This is a genomic window from Propionicimonas sp., assembly GCF_049840635.1.
In the GTDB taxonomy this organism is placed as follows: domain Bacteria; phylum Actinomycetota; class Actinomycetes; order Propionibacteriales; family Propionibacteriaceae; genus Propionicimonas.
The window spans coordinates 197,318-211,795 of record NZ_JASGKL010000005.1 but is presented as its reverse complement, the minus strand read 5'-3'; the positions used below and the strand labels follow the sequence as shown (position 1 = coordinate 211,795).

Genomic DNA, 14,478 nt, shown 5'->3' with positions numbered 1-14,478 from the left:
GATCGCTCAGCCGAAGTGAGCAGATCGCGCAATTGATTGCGTGATCGCTCAGTCAGTCAGGAGGATAACGCTGTCGTCACGTGCCAGGAGGACCACCATGAGCCGCCGTATTCCAGGAGCCCTGAGCGCCGCAGCCGTCGCTCTCTCGCTGATCACGCTCACCGCCTGCACCTCCGGGCCGTCGACCGGTACCTCCGCGACGGCCGATCCCGACGCCGCCGTGACGCTGACCTGGTGGACCGGCCAGTCGGACGCGGCGGAGAAGCTGCTGGAGGGGCTGGCCGGCGAGTTCATGAAGCTGCACCCGAACGTCACCATCAACACCTCGCCGGGGGCGTCCTCGACGGAGGAACTGCTCCAGAAGCTGTCCGCGGGGTTCGCGTCCGGCACGTACCCGAACATCTCCTACGCGTTCGGCTCCTGGGCGAGCGAGCTCGAGTCGTCGGGCAAGATGCAGGACATCACCGACCAGGTCTCCGACCCGTCGGTGGGCTGGGACGAGTTCTCGGAAGCCGCCCGCGCCACCGTGCGTCCCACCGGCCAGGCGACGATCGGCTTCCCCGCGCTGGTGGACAACCTCTCGCTGATCTACAACAAGACCGTCTTCGACAAGGCCGGGGTCGCCTACCCGATCGACCAGTGGACGTGGGACGACTTCCGGGCCGCGGCGAAGCAGCTGACCAACGCCGGCACCCAGACCTACGGCTACGCGTACTCGGTGTCCGGGTCGGAGGAGACGACGTGGCAGTTCTGGCCGCACCTGTGGCAGAACGGCGGCGCCATCCTCACCGACGACCAGAAGAAGTCGGCGTTCGCGTCCCCGGAGGGCGAGCAGGCGCTGGAATTCCTGCGGGCGATGGCCGTCGACGACAAGAGCGTCTACCTCGACCAGACCGACACGAAGTTCGCCCAGCTGTTCGCCGCCGACCGGATCGGCATGATCACCTCGGGGCCGTGGCAGCTGAGCGACCTGGCCACGGCGAAGACCAGGTACGGCGTGACGATCCTGCCGGGCACGAACGGCGACCACCAGACGGTCTCCGGACCGGACATCTGGGCGCTCCCGGACACCGGGGACGCCAACCAGAACCACTGGTCGGTCGAGTTCCTGAAGTGGCTGACCGCGCCCGAACAGGACCTGCGCTGGAACGTGGCGTACGGCAACCTGCCGCTGCGGACCAGCGAACTGGACACCCCGGAGTTCAAGGCCCAGGTGAAGGCGCTGCCGGGCCTGGACGTGATGGCGGAGAACAGCGCGAACGCGAAGCAGGCGCGCCCGACTGTGCAGGGCTACGTGGGGCTGTCGGAGGCGATCGGATCGTCCATCTCGCAGGTGCTGCAGGGCAAGGGCACCCCGGCGGACGCCCTCACACAGGCCGCGGCCAAGGCCGATGAGGCCCTCGCCGGCGAGTAGTCCAACGTCCCACTTTGTACGACAGGAGCGGATCCCGATGACCATCACCGCGCAGGAGATCGAGAGCCAACCGCGGGTGTGGCGCGAGGCACTCGGCCTCGTGCCGCACGCGACGCAGCTCCTCCGCCGGCCGGGGGAGCGGGTGCTGGCCGTGGGGTGCGGCACCTCCGCCTTCGTCGCGCTCGCCTTCGCCGCGCTCAGGGAGGCCGCGGGGCTGGGGGTCACCGACTGGGCCTACGCGTCGGAGCCGAGGGCGCCGCGTCCCTACGACGCGGTGCTGGGGATCAGCCGCTCGGGCGACACCACCGAGGTGCTGGACGCGTTGCGCGCGGTCCCGGACGGCGTCCGGAGGATCGTCGTGACCGGGGTCGCCGACTCCCGGTGCGCCCGTCTCGCCGACGAGGTGCTCCTGCTCGACTTCGCCGACGAGCGTTCGGTCGTGCAGACCCGCTTCCCGACGTCCTTCCTCCTGCTGGCCAGGGCGGCGTTCGGAGAGGACGTCTCCGGGCTGCCCGCCGCGGTGGAGGCGGCGCTCGCCTCCCCGCCCGCCGTGCTGGACCCGACGGCCTTCGACCACTTCGTCTACCTGGGCAGGGGCTGGACGAACGGCCTGGCGATGGAGGCCGCCCTGAAGATCAGGGAGGCCGCGCAGGCGTGGGCGGAGAACTACCCGCTGCTGGACTACCGGCACGGGCCGATGGCCGTCGCGCACCCCGGTTCGCTGGTGTGGCTGCTCGGGGCCGACGACCCGGGGCTGGTCGCACAGCTCACCACGACCACCGGCGCCACCGTGGTGTCGGGGCTGGCCGCCGACCCGCTCGTCGAACTGGCCCTGGCCCAGCAGCTGGCGGTCGGGGTCGCGCTGACCAGGGGCCTCGATCCGGACCGGCCGCGCTATCTCACGCGTGCTGTCGTGCTGGACGGCCCGGCCCTACGCTGAGCGCGCGCAGAGTGGAGCGGGCACGATGACGATGACGACCCCGGGGGCACGGGCGCTCGCCGACGCGTCCGCCCCCGCGTCCGCGCCGCAGGACACCCCGGCCGACGACCGGCGCCGCCGGGCAGCGGCCCGGCGCCGGCGAGGCCTGCGGGACGCGCTCGCCGGCTGGTCGTTCATCGGACCCGGCATGGTGTTCGTCCTCGGCCTGTCGATCTTCCCCGCGGGATGGGCGTTCGTCCTCTCGCTGCAGAAGTGGAACGGCTTCTCCACCCCGAAGTTCGTGGGCCTGAAGAACTACACGACGCTGGTCAGCGACGCGGAGTTCGCCCAGGCCGTCACCCAGACCGGGCTGTTCGTGTTGCTGTTCGTCCCGGCCTCGGTGCTCGCGGGGTTGTTCCTCGCCGTCGCGCTGAACCGGCAGATCCGGTTCATCGGCTTCTACCGGACGGCGATCTTCGTCCCGTTCGTCGCGTCCGCCGCGGCGACCGGCATTCTCTCCACCTACCTGTTCAGCCCGCAGTACGGGCTGGTGAACAACGTGCTGCGCGTCTTCGGGATCCCCGCGCAGGGCTGGCTGGAGGACCCCCGCCAGGCGATGCTGGTGATCGCGATCATGTCCCTGTGGGGGCAGGCGGCGTTCACGACCGTGATCTACCTCGCGGCGCTGCAGGACATTCCCGCCGAACTGCTGGAGGCGGCGAAGGTCGACGGCGCGAACCCGTGGCAGGCGTTCTGGCGCGTGGTCTGGCCCGAACTGGCCCCGGTCACGGTGTTCGTCACGATCTGGCAGGTGATCGGGGCGATCCAGCTGTTCGACCTCGTCTACACCACCACGCGCGGGGGGCCGCTGGACGCGACCAAGACGATCGTCTACTTCCTGTGGGAGAAGGCGTTCAAGGGCCTGGAGTTCGGCTACGGGTCGGCGGCGGCCTACGTCCTGTTCCTGATCACGCTGCTGATCACGATCGGCGTGGTGGTCTACGCGCGACGCAAGAACCTGGAGGCGTTCTGATGGCCGTCGTGGACGCGCCGCGCCGGCGCCGGCGCCGGATCAGCGGCTGGCACTTCGTGCTGGCCCCGATCGCGCTGGTGTTCCTGACCCCGTTCCTGCAGATGGTGACGGCCTCGCTGTCGCCGGCGGAGGAACTCGTCCGGTTCCCGCCGCCGTTCTTCCCGTCCCGGCTCACCCTCGACGGCTTCATCGGCCTGTTCGGCGACACCGAGGTGCTGCGCTGGCTGCTGAACAGCACGATCGTCTCTGTCGTCGCGATCGGCTCGCACCTGGTGCTGTGCTCGCTCGCCGGCTACGGCTTCGCCCGGCTGCGCTTCCGGGGTCGCGACTTCGGCTTCTTCGCCGTGGTGGCGACGATCATGATCCCCACCCAGCTGCTGATGATCCCGACCTACATCATGTTCTCGCGGCTGCACCTGATCGACACCCTGGCCGCAGCGTTCGTGCCGTGGCTGGCCTCGGCGTTCGGGATCTTCCTGATGCGCCAGTTCTTCCTCTCGATCCCTGCCGAACTTGAGGAGGCGGCAGCGCTGGACGGGTGCAGTCGCTGGCAGACGTTCCTGCGCGTGGTGCTGCCCCTGGCCCGGCCCGCCCTGACCACGCTGGCGATCTTCACGCTGCTGGGTGCGTGGAACGACCTGGTCTGGCCGCTGATCGCGATCAACAACCAGGACCTGTTCACGATCCAGCTCGGCATCGCGGACTTCCAGGGCACCCGGCGGACGCAGTGGTCGCTGCTGATGGCGGGCAACGTGGTGGCGACGCTGCCGCTGATCGTGTTCTTCCTCGCCGCGCAGAAGCACTTCGTGGCGACGATGACGATGTCGGGGCTGAAGGGATGAGCGCCCGGGTGCTCGTCGCGGGGGACGCGAACCTCGACCTGGTGCTGAGGGGGGACGTGCGCCCGCGGTTCGGCCAGGCCGAGCAGTTCCTCACCGGTGCCGACCTGGTGCTGGGGTCGAGCGCGGGGATCTGCGCGTCCGGACTGGCCCGACTCGACGCGGACGTGGCGCTGGTGGCCCGGGTCGGCGACGACGTCTTCGGTGACCGGACGCGGGCGCTGCTCGATGCGGCGGGGGTGGACACGGGACTGCTGCGCACCGTGCCCGGCGCGACCGGGCTGTCGGTGATCCTCTCCGAGGGCGGCGACCGCTCGATCCTGACCCTTCCCGGCGCGATGGCCACGCTGTCGGCGTCCGACGTCAGGGCAGCCGTCGGGCAGGGACGGGCCACGCACCTGCACGTTGCCGCCTACTTCCTGGTGCCCGGCTTCGCCGAGTGGCTCCCGGAGGTGCTCGCCGAGGCGAAGGCGTCCGGCCTGACCACGAGCCTCGACCCGAACTGGGACCCCCGGCAGTCGTGGACGGGCGTGGCGGAGTGCCTGCCCTACGTCGACGTGCTCCTCCCCAACGCCGCGGAGGCGGTCGCGCTGGCGGGTGACGCCGCTGCATCGGACGCGGTCGCCGCCGCCCGGTTGCTGGCCGCGCGCGGTCCGCTGGTGGTGGTGAAGGACGGTGCCGCCGGTGGCTTCGCGGTGGTGGGTGACGACGTCGTGCGCGCGCCCGGCCTGGTCGTCGACGTCGTCGACACGACGGGGGCGGGGGACAGTTTCGATGCCGGGTTCCTTGTGGCCTGGCTGGAAGGTCGCGAACAGGCGGACTGCCTGGCCTGGGCGGCGGTCGCCGGCTCGCTGTCGACGACGGGGACGGGCGGCACCGGTAGGCAGGCCGACCGCGCGGCCCTGCTCGCGGCGCTGGGCCGGTCGTGATCACCTGCGTGGGCCTGGCGCCGGCCCTCGACGTCACCTACGGTGTGCGGGCCGTCCGGGTCGGCCGGATCCACCGGCCGGAGTGGGTGCTCGAACTGCCGGGCGGCAAGGCGGTGAACGTGGCGCGGGCCCTGTCGACGCTGGGGGCGGAGGTCCGGGTTGTCGTGCCGTTGGGCGGGCCCAACGGAACCGCGGTCGAGGAGGCGCTGGACAGGGAGGGGATCGTGGCGGCGGTCCTGCCGAACGGTGCGGGTACGCGGCGCTGCGTCACCGCGCTGGACGCGGACACCGGCGCGGCCACCGAGTTCTACGAGCCGGCGCCGCCGCTGGACGCGGCGGTCCTCGGACGGCTGGCGGAGGTGATCGCCGCGGTGGAGGGCTGGCTGGTGGTCTCCGGCTCGATGCCGGGCGGGACCGAGGACGAGGTCGCGGGGATGGCGGCTGCGGCGGAGCGCCGCGGCGTCCGGGTGGCCGCCGACGTCCAGGGGGTTGCGTTGCAGGCGCTGCTGGCGCAGGGGCGTCCGGACGTGGTGAAGGTGAACCGGGCCGAGGCGGAGGACCTGTTCGGGCCGGGTGACCCCGCGCGGCTCGCCGCCGACCTCCGCGGCGCGGGAGCGCGGGTGGCCGTGGTCACCGACGGCGCGGAGGGTGCAGTGGCCGCTGCGGCGGAAGGGACGTGGCGGGCACGCCCCGGCGAGCGCGGCCGCTACGCGGTGGGCTCGGGCGACTGCTTCCAGGCGGGCCTCGTCCTGGCACTCAGCCGTGGCGACGACCTGCCGCGGGCGCTGGCGCTCGCCACGTCCGCGGCGACGGCGAACACGCGCGTCCCGGGCGCAGCCCGGTTCCGGCCCACCGACATCGCCGAGGTGGCCGCGAGTGTGCGGGTGGAGCCGCTGCGGGCGCCGTCCCCCTCGCTCTGACCCGGGGGCAGCCGCGACAGGGACCGTGACGCGATCCTGCCGCGCGCCGCGTCCCATCTGTCTCCTCCGTCACGGTTCCGGCCTTCCGTGGCGGGATCGCGTCAGGCCGTCCAAGGATCCGGGACCCGACCAAGCGATGGGGCGAGCGACCGCGATCGGGACGGCCGTGACGTGATCCCGCCGCAGGAAGTCGAGGATGGGACGAAACGAGCTCGGTCGGACACGGCCGATGGCGGGATCGCGTCACCGGGACCGAATCGGCGGGCCAGGGAGAGGTACCGGGAAGGGGAGTCGAACCCCTACGCCCTTGCGGGCAGACGGGTTTGAGCCGTCCGCGTATACCATTCCGCCACCCCGGCAGGTGCCCATGAAGTGTGCCACAACTTGGCGGCCCCCATTCGGGGCAGGGTAACCTCGTCCCTGCCCCTCCACCCCGGGGGATCCGATGATGATGACCAGCCAGGAAGGCTGACGAGTGATGACTGCCGACGACCGCGAAGACGACGAGAAGCTGCGCGTGCTGGTGGCCGAGGACGAGGCCCTGATCCGGCTCGACCTCGTGGAGCTGCTGACCGAGGAGGGCTACGACGTCATCGCCGAGGCCGGCGACGGTGAGGAGGCGCTCGAACTCGCCCGCAAGCTCACCCCTGACCTCGTCGTCATGGACGTGAAGATGCCCAAGATGGACGGGATCTCCGCCGCGGCCGTGATCGCGGAGGAGCGGATCGCCCCCGTCGTCATGCTCACCGCCTTCAGCCAGCGCGAACTGGTCGAGCGGGCCAGGGACGCCGGGGCGATGGCCTACGTCGTGAAGCCGTTCGACTCCTCCGACGTCATCCCCGCGATCGAGATCGCCATGGCCCGGTTCGCCGAGATCCGCGCGGTCGAGGCCGAGGTCGCCGACCTCGAGGAGCGGTTCGCGTCCCGCAAGGCCGTCGACCAGGCCAAGGGCCTCCTGCAGGAGGGTCTGGGCCTCAGCGAGCCGGAGGCGTTCCGCTGGATCCAGAAGACCGCGATGGACCTGCGCAAGTCGATGCGCGAGGTGGCCGAGGCCGTCATCGAGCAGTCGAAGGGCGACAAGCGCAAGAAGTGACGCTCAGCGCTTCCGCTTGAGGAACACCGTGATCCGGGCGGCGCAGACCTGCTCGTCCGCCTCATCGGTGATGGTCACGTCGTAGGTCGCCAGCGAGCCGCCGATCCGGATCGCCGTCGCGACGCCGGTCAGCCAGCCCCGCCGCGCCGGACGCAGGTGGGTGGCGTTGATGTCCACTCCGGTCACGGCGCCCTCCGGCCCGACCTCCGCCGCCGCGGCGAGGGACGCGAGCGTCTCGGCGAGCACGCAGGACGCGCCCCCGTGCCACAGCCCGAACGGCTGGGTGTTGCCCTCGACGGGGCAGCGGGCGGACGCCCTGGTCGGCGTCACCTCGTCCAGCTCGACCCCCAGCTTCTCGTCGAGGGGACTGCTCAGGCCGGCGAACCAGTCGGGAACGTTCATGGGCCCTACCTTGGCACACCGGGCAGCGCCGGCTGTCGGTGGCCGCCGGTAAGGTTCGGGACTGTGACCAGTCCCGCGAGCGCGTCCGCAGAGAAGACCCCGACCCTGCTGCTGATCGACGGCCACTCGGTGGCCTACCGCGCGTTCTTCGCGCTGCCGGTCGAGAACTTCTCCACCACCACCGGCCAGCACACCAACGCGGTCTACGGGTTCACGTCCATGCTGATCAACGTGTTGCGCGACGAGCAGCCCACCCACCTCGCGGTGGCGTTCGACGTGTCCCGCCAGACGTTCCGCAGCGAGGAGTACGCGGAGTACAAGGCCAACCGGTCGGCCTCGCCCGCGGAGTTCTCCGGCCAGGTCGCGCTGATCAAGGAGGTGCTGGACGCGCTGAACATCGTCCACCTCGAGCGGGACGGGTTCGAGGCGGACGACATCATCGCCACCCTCGCCGGGCGGGGGGCGGCCCAGGGGCTGGACGTGCTCATCTGCACCGGCGACCGCGACACCCTCCAGCTCGTGAACGATCGCGTGACCGTGCTCTACCCGCGCAAGGGCGTCTCCGACCTGGCCAGGCTCGACCCGCCGACCGTGATCGAGAAGTACCTCGTCGCCCCCGCCCGCTACCCCGAACTGGCCGCCCTCGTCGGGGAGACCAGCGACAACCTTCCGGGAGTACCCGGCGTGGGCCCGAAGACCGCGGCCAAGTGGCTCGAGGCGTACGACGGGTTGGAGAACCTCGTCCAGCACGCCGCTGAGGTCGGCGGAAAGGCGGGGGAGTCGTTCCGGGCCCACCTCGACGACGTGGTCCGCAACCGGCGGCTCAACGCGCTGGTCGGCGACCTCGAACTGCCCGTCGGCGTCAGTGACCTGGCCCGCAGGGACTGGGACAGGGAAGCCGTCCACTCGCTCTTCGACGGGCTCGAGTTCCGCGTCCTGCGGGACCGGCTCCTGGAGACCCTGCCCGCCGAGGACGCAGAGTCGCAGGGTGGGTTCGAGGTCACCGGCGAGATCCTCGCCGCGGGGAGCGTGCGGGCCTGGCTCGACGAGCACGCGCGCACGGGCGTCGTGGGCGTCGACTGCCAGGGACGCTGGCGCTCGGGCACCGGGGACCTCACCGGCATCGCGTTGGCCGCCGCCGACGGTGCGGCCGCCTGGATCGACGTCACCACCGTCTCGCCCGACGACGACGCGGCGCTGGCCGCCTGGCTGGCCGACGACGCCGCGGCCAAGGCCATGCACGACGCGAAGGGTCCGATGCTCGCACTCTGGGCGCGCGGCTGGGACCTGGCGGGGCTGGCCAGCGACACCCAGCTGGCCGCCTACCTCCTGCGGCCCGACCAGCGCGTCTACGACCTCGCCGACCTGACCGCCCGGCACCTCCGGCGCGACCTGTCGGTCGCCGGCAGCGGCGGGGACGGCGGCGACCAGGCCGCGTTCTCGTTCGACGACACCGAGAGCCACGACGCGATGGTGCGGGCCCGCGCGGTGATCGACCTCGCCACGGCGCTGGAGACCGAGCTGGAGGAGCGCGGCGGCGCCACGCTGTTGCGGGAGGTCGAGCTGCCGCTGACCAGGACGCTGGCCACGATGGAGCGGGTCGGCATCGCCGTCGACATCGACTACCTCGACCGGCTGCACGCCGACTTCGACGCCGCGGTCAGCCAGGCCGAGGCGGACGCCTTCGCCGTCCTCGGCCACCCGATCAACCTCGGCTCGCCCAAGCAGCTGCAGACCGTCCTGTTCGACGAGCTTGCCATGCCCAAGACCCGGCGCACGCAGACCGGCTGGACGACGGACGCCGAGTCGCTGGAGGCGCTGTACGCCAAGACGGAGCACCCGTTCCTCGCGCACCTGCTGCGCCACCGCGACCAGATCCGGCTGCGGCAGACCGTCGAGGGGCTGCAGAAGTCGATCGCCGACGACGGCCGCGTCCACACCACCTACGTGCAGACGATCGCCGCCACGGGGCGGCTGTCGTCCACCGACCCGAACCTGCAGAACATCCCGATCCGCACCGAGGACGGGCGGCGGATCCGGGAGGCGTTCGTGGTGGGAGACGGCTACGACAGCCTGCTCACCGCTGACTACAGCCAGATCGAGATGCGGATCATGGCCGACCAGTCGGAGGACGCGGGGCTGATCGAGGCGTTCGCGTCCGGCCACGATTTCCACAGCACGATGGCGTCCCGCGTGTTCGGCGTCCCCGCCGACGCCGTGACGGGCGCGATGCGGGCCCGGATCAAGGCCATGAACTACGGCCTCGCGTACGGCCTGAGCGCGTTCGGCCTGAGCCAGCAGCTGAAGATCGAGGTGTCCGAGGCGCGGGGCCTGATGGAGGAGTACTTCGAGCGCTTCGGCCACGTCCGCGACTACCTGCACGAGATCGTCGACACCGCGCGCCGGACGGGCTTCACCGAGACCATCCTCGGCCGGCGCCGCTACCTGCCCGACCTCACCTCGTCGAACCGGCAGCGCAGGGAGATGGCCGAGCGGGCCGCGCTGAACGCGCCGATTCAGGGGTCGGCTGCCGACGTGATCAAGGTGGCGATGCTGGACGTGGAGACCGCGCTGGCGCAGCAGGGCCTGCGCAGCCGGATGCTGCTCCAGGTGCACGACGAACTCGTCTTCGAGGTCGCGCCGGGGGAGCAGGGCGCGCTCACCGCCCTCGTCCGCGACAAGATGGGCCACGCCGTGGAGATGCGCGTCCCGCTCGAGGTGTCGGTCGGCGTCGGCCACTCCTGGCACGACGCCGCCCACTGAGGACGCCGGGCACCCTTCTGTCATCCCGGCGAAAGCCGGTGGCTGGTGGTCAGGTCGGCCGCTCCCTTTGTCATCCCGGCGAAGGCCGGGATCTCGTGGTCTGTTCGGCCGCCCCCACTGTCATCCCGGCGGAGGCCGGGATCTCGTGGTCTGTTCGGCCGCCCCCACTGTCATCCCGGCGGGGGCCGGGATCTCGTGGTCTGTTCGGCCGCTCCCTTTGTCATCCCGGCGGAGGCCGGGATCTCGTGGTCTGGTCGGCCGCTCCCTTTGTCATCCCGGCGAAGGCCGGGATCTCGTGCTCAGGTCGGGTTGGGTGCGTCGGAGCTCCCGGGTCAAGCCCGGGATGACAGCTGACGCGCCAGCGTCCACCTTGTCGTGGACGGTTTGGCGGCGTAGTCGCCCGATTCCGTCCACCTTGTTGGGGCGCGGGAGCCGCGGCGGGCCAAGGTGGACGGTTGTGTGGTGAGTTCGCGCGTTTCGGTCCACTTTGTGGTGGACGGGATGGCGGCGTGACTGCGTCCACTTTGCGGTGGACGGGATGGCGGCGTGACTGCGTCCACGTTTAGGTGGACGGTGGTGTGGCGTACTCGCGGGTTTCCGTCCACCTTGTGGTGGCGCGGACGCGGGGCCCGGGTAAGGATGGGTCGACGTGTTCTGAGGAGGTTCTGATGGTGTTCAGCCACCTGTCCGTGCACCGGCCGCACCCGGAGGCGCGGGACGCCCTCGTCGCGTCCATGCACCGGTACGGCGCCGCGATCGCGGACGCCCCGGGCCTGGTCTCCGTCCACACGTTCGAGGACGCGGCGCGGGGCACGCTGATCGGGCTGGCGATCTGGGAGTCCGAGGACGCGTTCCACGCGTCCGTCGGCCTCGCAAGGGACGCCGTGGCGGACGACCCGTTCGACGAGTGGGAGGCCGCACCCGTCGACGGCTACCGGCTCACCGAGGTCTGAACCCCGGAGCCGGTCCGTCGACGAACCAGCCGGGCCGAGTCAGCGAAGAACGGCCAGGGTCTGCTCCTGGACGGTGCCGTCGGCGTCGGTCCAGCGGCCGTCCAGGGTGCCCAGGGGCACGCGGCTGCCGGGCACGTGGTTGCCGTCCAGCACCCGGACCACCCGCATCGCCTCGCTGGCCGCATTCGACACCGGCACGATGCCGGACCCGAGCACCGTCATCGACTTCTCCCCCCGGGAGAGGTCGGCCTCGGTGTCGCCCTCGTGGATCACCCGCAGCAGTTCGACCATGTAGACCGGGTCGCCGACCGCGTCGTACACGTAGCGCGTGCCGAGCACCGAGTGCTCGAGGGTGCCGACCAGGTAGTCCTCCGCCTCGTCCAGCGGAGCCCCGCGGTAGGTGAGCGGGACCTGGTAGGTCACACCACGCGACCGCACCAGGATGGTCTCGATGCCGACCTCGCCCTCGGGGTCGACGAAGCGGTAGGACGCGACGCGCTCCACGTCGTCCGAGTCGCCGACGAACCACTCCTGGGCCGGCAGCCACGCCGCCAGCAGCTCGAGCTTGCCCGGGGTCAATGTCGCTTGGTGGATCTCGGCTGTGCCGCTCATTCTTCTCCTTCTGGGGTCGGTTCCCCAGCGTAGTCTGAACCGGCGCCGGATTGCCCTCGCTCACAGCACTCGGTAGGCTGTCGGTCGCACTTCGACCGGCATGACCTCAGACCTAGCGGGTCGGCACGCGTTCACGCGGCGGAGACCCAGACGTCAGCCTGGTCCTCTGGCAGTGGAGCACGTGGTCGGCGTGCGAACGCCATTTCCATACAAACCCATCGGAGCCCTACTACATGACCTCTTCTCCCGAGGCAGCCACCGTCGCGTTCGACGACTTCGGATCTCCCGAAGCCTTCCTGGCAGCGATCGACGCGACCATCAAGTACTTCAATGACGGCGACATCGTGACCGGCACGGTCGTCAAGGTCGATCGGGACGAGGTCCTGCTCGACATCGGCTACAAGACCGAAGGCGTGATCCCCTCCAAGGAACTCTCCATCAAGCACGACGTGGACCCGTTCGACGTGGTCAGTGTCGGCGATGTGATCGAGGCCCTGGTGCAGACCAAGGAGGACAAGGAGGGTCGCCTGATCCTGTCCAAGAAGCGCGCCCAGTACGAGCGCGCCTGGGGCACGATCGAGAAGGTCAAGGAAGAGGACGGTGTCGTCACCGGCCGCGTCATCGAGGTCGTCAAGGGCGGCCTGATCATCGACATCGGCCTGCGCGGCTTCCTGCCGGCGTCGCTGGTGGAGATGCGTCGCGTCCGTGACCTGCAGCCCTACGTCGGCATGGAGCTCGAGGCGAAGATCATCGAGCTGGACAAGAACCGCAACAACGTGGTCCTCTCCCGGCGCGCGTGGCTCGAGCAGACCCAGTCCGAGGTCCGCCACACCTTCCTGAACCAGCTCACCAAGGGCCAGATCCGCAAGGGTGTCGTCTCCTCGATCGTCAACTTCGGCGCGTTCGTCGACCTGGGCGGCGTGGACGGCCTCGTGCACGTCTCGGAGCTGTCCTGGAAGCACATCGACCACCCGTCCGAGGTCGTCGAGGTCGGCGACGAGGTCACCGTCGAGGTGCTGGACGTCGACATGGACCGCGAGCGCGTCTCGCTGTCGCTGAAGGCGACCCAGGAGGATCCGTGGCAGACCTTCGCCCGGACCCACCAGATCGGTCAGATCGTCCCGGGCAAGGTCACCAAGCTGGTGCCGTTCGGCGCGTTCGTCCGCGTCGAGGAGGGCATCGAGGGCCTGGTGCACGTCTCCGAGTTGGCCGAGCGCCACGTGGAGATCCCCGAGCAGGTCGTCTCCGTCAACGACGAGGTCATGGTCAAGATCATCGACATCGACCTCGAGCGTCGCCGCATCTCGCTGAGCCTCAAGCAGGCCAACGAGGGTGTCGACGTGGCCGCTGACGACTTCGACCCGGCGCTGTACGGCATGACCGCGTCCTACGACGAGCAGGGCAACTACATCTACCCCGAGGGCTTCGATCCGGAGACCCAGGAGTGGAAGCCCGGCTACGAGGAGCAGCAGCGGGCGTGGGAGCAGCAGTACGCCGAGGCGCAGGCCCGGTGGCTGGCCCACAAGAAGCAGGTCGAGGACGCCGAGGCCGCCGACGTGCAGGCCGCCGTCGCCCAGGCCAGCGCCGCCGCGTACTCCGCGGGTGGCGACGAGGACGCCCAGGAGGGCTCCCTCGCTTCCGACGAGGCCCTGCAGGCCCTCCGGGAGAAGCTGACCGGCGGTCGCTGACCGACAGCTGTACGACGTGCCCCCCACTTCGGTGGGGGGCACGTCGTCGTTCCGGCACCACTGGCATGCTGGGAGTCGGCAGGACACCCCCCAGGAGACCAGGTGAGCGACCAGGAGCCGAACCGGTTCGAGAACTACCCGGCGCAGACGCCGGAGCCGTCCGGAACGACGGACGGGCAGCCCGCTGCCGGGACCGGCACGCCGTACCACATCACCCCGTACCATCCCCCGTCAGTCTCTGCGCCGTCGACGGCGAGCGGGACGGGCCGGCGAAACCTGCTCGGGCTGGTGATCGGCGTCCCCGTCGCACTCGGGGTGATCGGCTGGCTGGGTCGGGCGAGCGACTCCCAGGGGTACGACCCCTACCCCGAGTACCCCGGCGGCTTCGCGACCGAGGACGACACCGGCAGCGAGACCGATGAGGAGACCCCGGCCCTCGCGGTCGGGCCCTGGGCCGCCGACGTCCCCGACGGCTGGGACCTGACGTCCCTCTCCACAGACGAAGCGGTGTCCTCCCACGGTGCGAACTGGGTGCAGGCCTACGCCTTCACCGCCGACGAGGACGACCGCGCCAGCGACCTCATCACCGCGCTCGTGCGGCGGCGCAAGGCCACGTTCGAGGGTGACCTCTCCGATCCGGTCTCCTCCATGGCGGACGGCGTCCAGCACGCCACGGTCTCGGCGACCGGCACCGTGTCGGGGAAGAAGGCACGCTTGAAGGGCCACCTGTGGATCGACCTGGACGCGGAGGCGCTCCTCGTCGTGCGCGTCCTGACCGCGAAGTCGGGTTCGACCACGGCAGAAGAGGCGCAGGCGATGGTCGACCAACTGGCGGGGGAGTTCTGAGGTGATGGCATGACGACCCCGCAGCCCCAGCCCCAGCACCGGTTCGAGAACTACCCCGATCCGGACG

The 14,478-nt window shown here is 70.7% G+C and carries 13 protein-coding genes and 1 tRNA gene; 11 read left to right on the top strand and 3 right to left on the bottom strand.

Annotated elements, in window-relative coordinates; genetic code table 11:
- The first annotated feature begins 97 nt into the window (after nucleotides 1–97).
- The 6 genes from QM779_RS06995 to QM779_RS06970 are packed head-to-tail and all read left to right on the top strand — an operon-like array spanning nucleotide 98 to nucleotide 6,054.
- Entirely contained in the window at nucleotides 98–1,414 is a 1,317-nt protein-coding gene (locus QM779_RS06995; protein ID WP_428533616.1) for an ABC transporter substrate-binding protein, read from the top strand.
- Nucleotides 1,415–1,451: 37 nt separating this feature from the next.
- Nucleotides 1,452–2,354: an SIS domain-containing protein gene (locus QM779_RS06990; protein ID WP_428533614.1), complete on the top strand. Its 903-nt coding sequence runs from the start codon at nucleotides 1,452–1,454 to the stop codon at nucleotides 2,352–2,354.
- A 25-nt stretch (nucleotides 2,355–2,379) separates the two neighbouring features.
- Nucleotides 2,380–3,366 (top strand): carbohydrate ABC transporter permease, encoded by a 987-nt coding sequence (locus tag QM779_RS06985; protein WP_428533612.1) that lies wholly within the window; start codon nucleotides 2,380–2,382, stop codon nucleotides 3,364–3,366.
- Entirely contained in the window at nucleotides 3,366–4,208 is an 843-nt protein-coding gene (locus QM779_RS06980) for a carbohydrate ABC transporter permease (protein WP_428533610.1), read from the top strand. The genes QM779_RS06985 and QM779_RS06980 overlap by 1 nt, the downstream gene beginning before the upstream one ends.
- Nucleotides 4,205–5,134 (top strand): carbohydrate kinase family protein, encoded by a 930-nt coding sequence (locus tag QM779_RS06975; RefSeq protein WP_428533608.1) that lies wholly within the window; start codon nucleotides 4,205–4,207, stop codon nucleotides 5,132–5,134. The genes QM779_RS06980 and QM779_RS06975 overlap by 4 nt, the downstream gene beginning before the upstream one ends.
- Before the next feature lie 8 nt (nucleotides 5,135–5,142).
- On the top strand, nucleotides 5,143–6,054 hold the full coding sequence (locus tag QM779_RS06970; RefSeq protein WP_428533606.1) for a 1-phosphofructokinase family hexose kinase: 912 nt from the start codon (nucleotides 5,143–5,145) through the stop codon (nucleotides 6,052–6,054).
- Between the two features lie 276 nt (nucleotides 6,055–6,330).
- Here QM779_RS06970 and QM779_RS06965 read toward each other — a convergent pair.
- Nucleotides 6,331–6,413: transfer RNA gene (locus tag QM779_RS06965), tRNA-Leu, on the bottom strand.
- Nucleotides 6,414–6,532: 119 nt separating this feature from the next.
- On the opposite strand from QM779_RS06965, the gene QM779_RS06960 reads away from it, so the two are divergent.
- Nucleotides 6,533–7,147 carry an ANTAR domain-containing response regulator gene (locus tag QM779_RS06960; protein ID WP_428533604.1) on the top strand — a complete coding sequence of 205 codons (615 nt, stop codon included), beginning with the start codon at nucleotides 6,533–6,535 and terminating at the stop codon, nucleotides 7,145–7,147.
- A gap of 3 nt (nucleotides 7,148–7,150) precedes the next feature.
- On the opposite strand, the gene QM779_RS06955 is transcribed toward QM779_RS06960, so the two are convergent.
- Nucleotides 7,151–7,549: a PaaI family thioesterase gene (locus QM779_RS06955; protein ID WP_428533602.1), complete on the bottom strand. Its 399-nt coding sequence runs from the start codon at nucleotides 7,547–7,549 to the stop codon at nucleotides 7,151–7,153.
- Between the two features lie 63 nt (nucleotides 7,550–7,612).
- On the opposite strand from QM779_RS06955, the gene polA reads away from it, so the two are divergent.
- Both polA and QM779_RS06945 read left to right on the top strand, forming a co-directional pair.
- Nucleotides 7,613–10,312 (top strand): DNA polymerase I, encoded by a 2,700-nt coding sequence (polA, locus tag QM779_RS06950; protein ID WP_428533600.1) that lies wholly within the window; start codon nucleotides 7,613–7,615, stop codon nucleotides 10,310–10,312.
- Nucleotides 10,313–10,980: 668 nt separating this feature from the next.
- Nucleotides 10,981–11,265, top strand: a complete 285-nt coding sequence (locus QM779_RS06945; RefSeq protein ID WP_428533598.1) for an antibiotic biosynthesis monooxygenase — start codon at nucleotides 10,981–10,983, stop codon at nucleotides 11,263–11,265.
- Between the two features lie 39 nt (nucleotides 11,266–11,304).
- Here QM779_RS06945 and QM779_RS06940 read toward each other — a convergent pair whose 3' ends face one another.
- The gene (locus QM779_RS06940) at nucleotides 11,305–11,877 is read right to left on the bottom strand and encodes a CG0192-related protein (protein ID WP_428533596.1); all 573 of its coding nucleotides are present in this window, start codon (nucleotides 11,875–11,877) and stop codon (nucleotides 11,305–11,307) included.
- A 233-nt stretch (nucleotides 11,878–12,110) separates the two neighbouring features.
- Between QM779_RS06940 and rpsA the strand changes: the two genes are divergently transcribed.
- Together rpsA and QM779_RS06930 are read left to right on the top strand one after the other, a co-directional pair.
- Nucleotides 12,111–13,565 carry a 30S ribosomal protein S1 gene (gene rpsA / locus QM779_RS06935; protein WP_428533594.1) on the top strand — a complete coding sequence of 485 codons (1,455 nt, stop codon included), beginning with the start codon at nucleotides 12,111–12,113 and terminating at the stop codon, nucleotides 13,563–13,565.
- 102 nt (nucleotides 13,566–13,667) lie between these two features.
- The gene (locus tag QM779_RS06930; protein ID WP_428533592.1) at nucleotides 13,668–14,411 is read left to right on the top strand and encodes a hypothetical protein; all 744 of its coding nucleotides are present in this window, start codon (nucleotides 13,668–13,670) and stop codon (nucleotides 14,409–14,411) included.
- The last annotated feature ends 67 nt before the right edge of the window (nucleotides 14,412–14,478 follow it).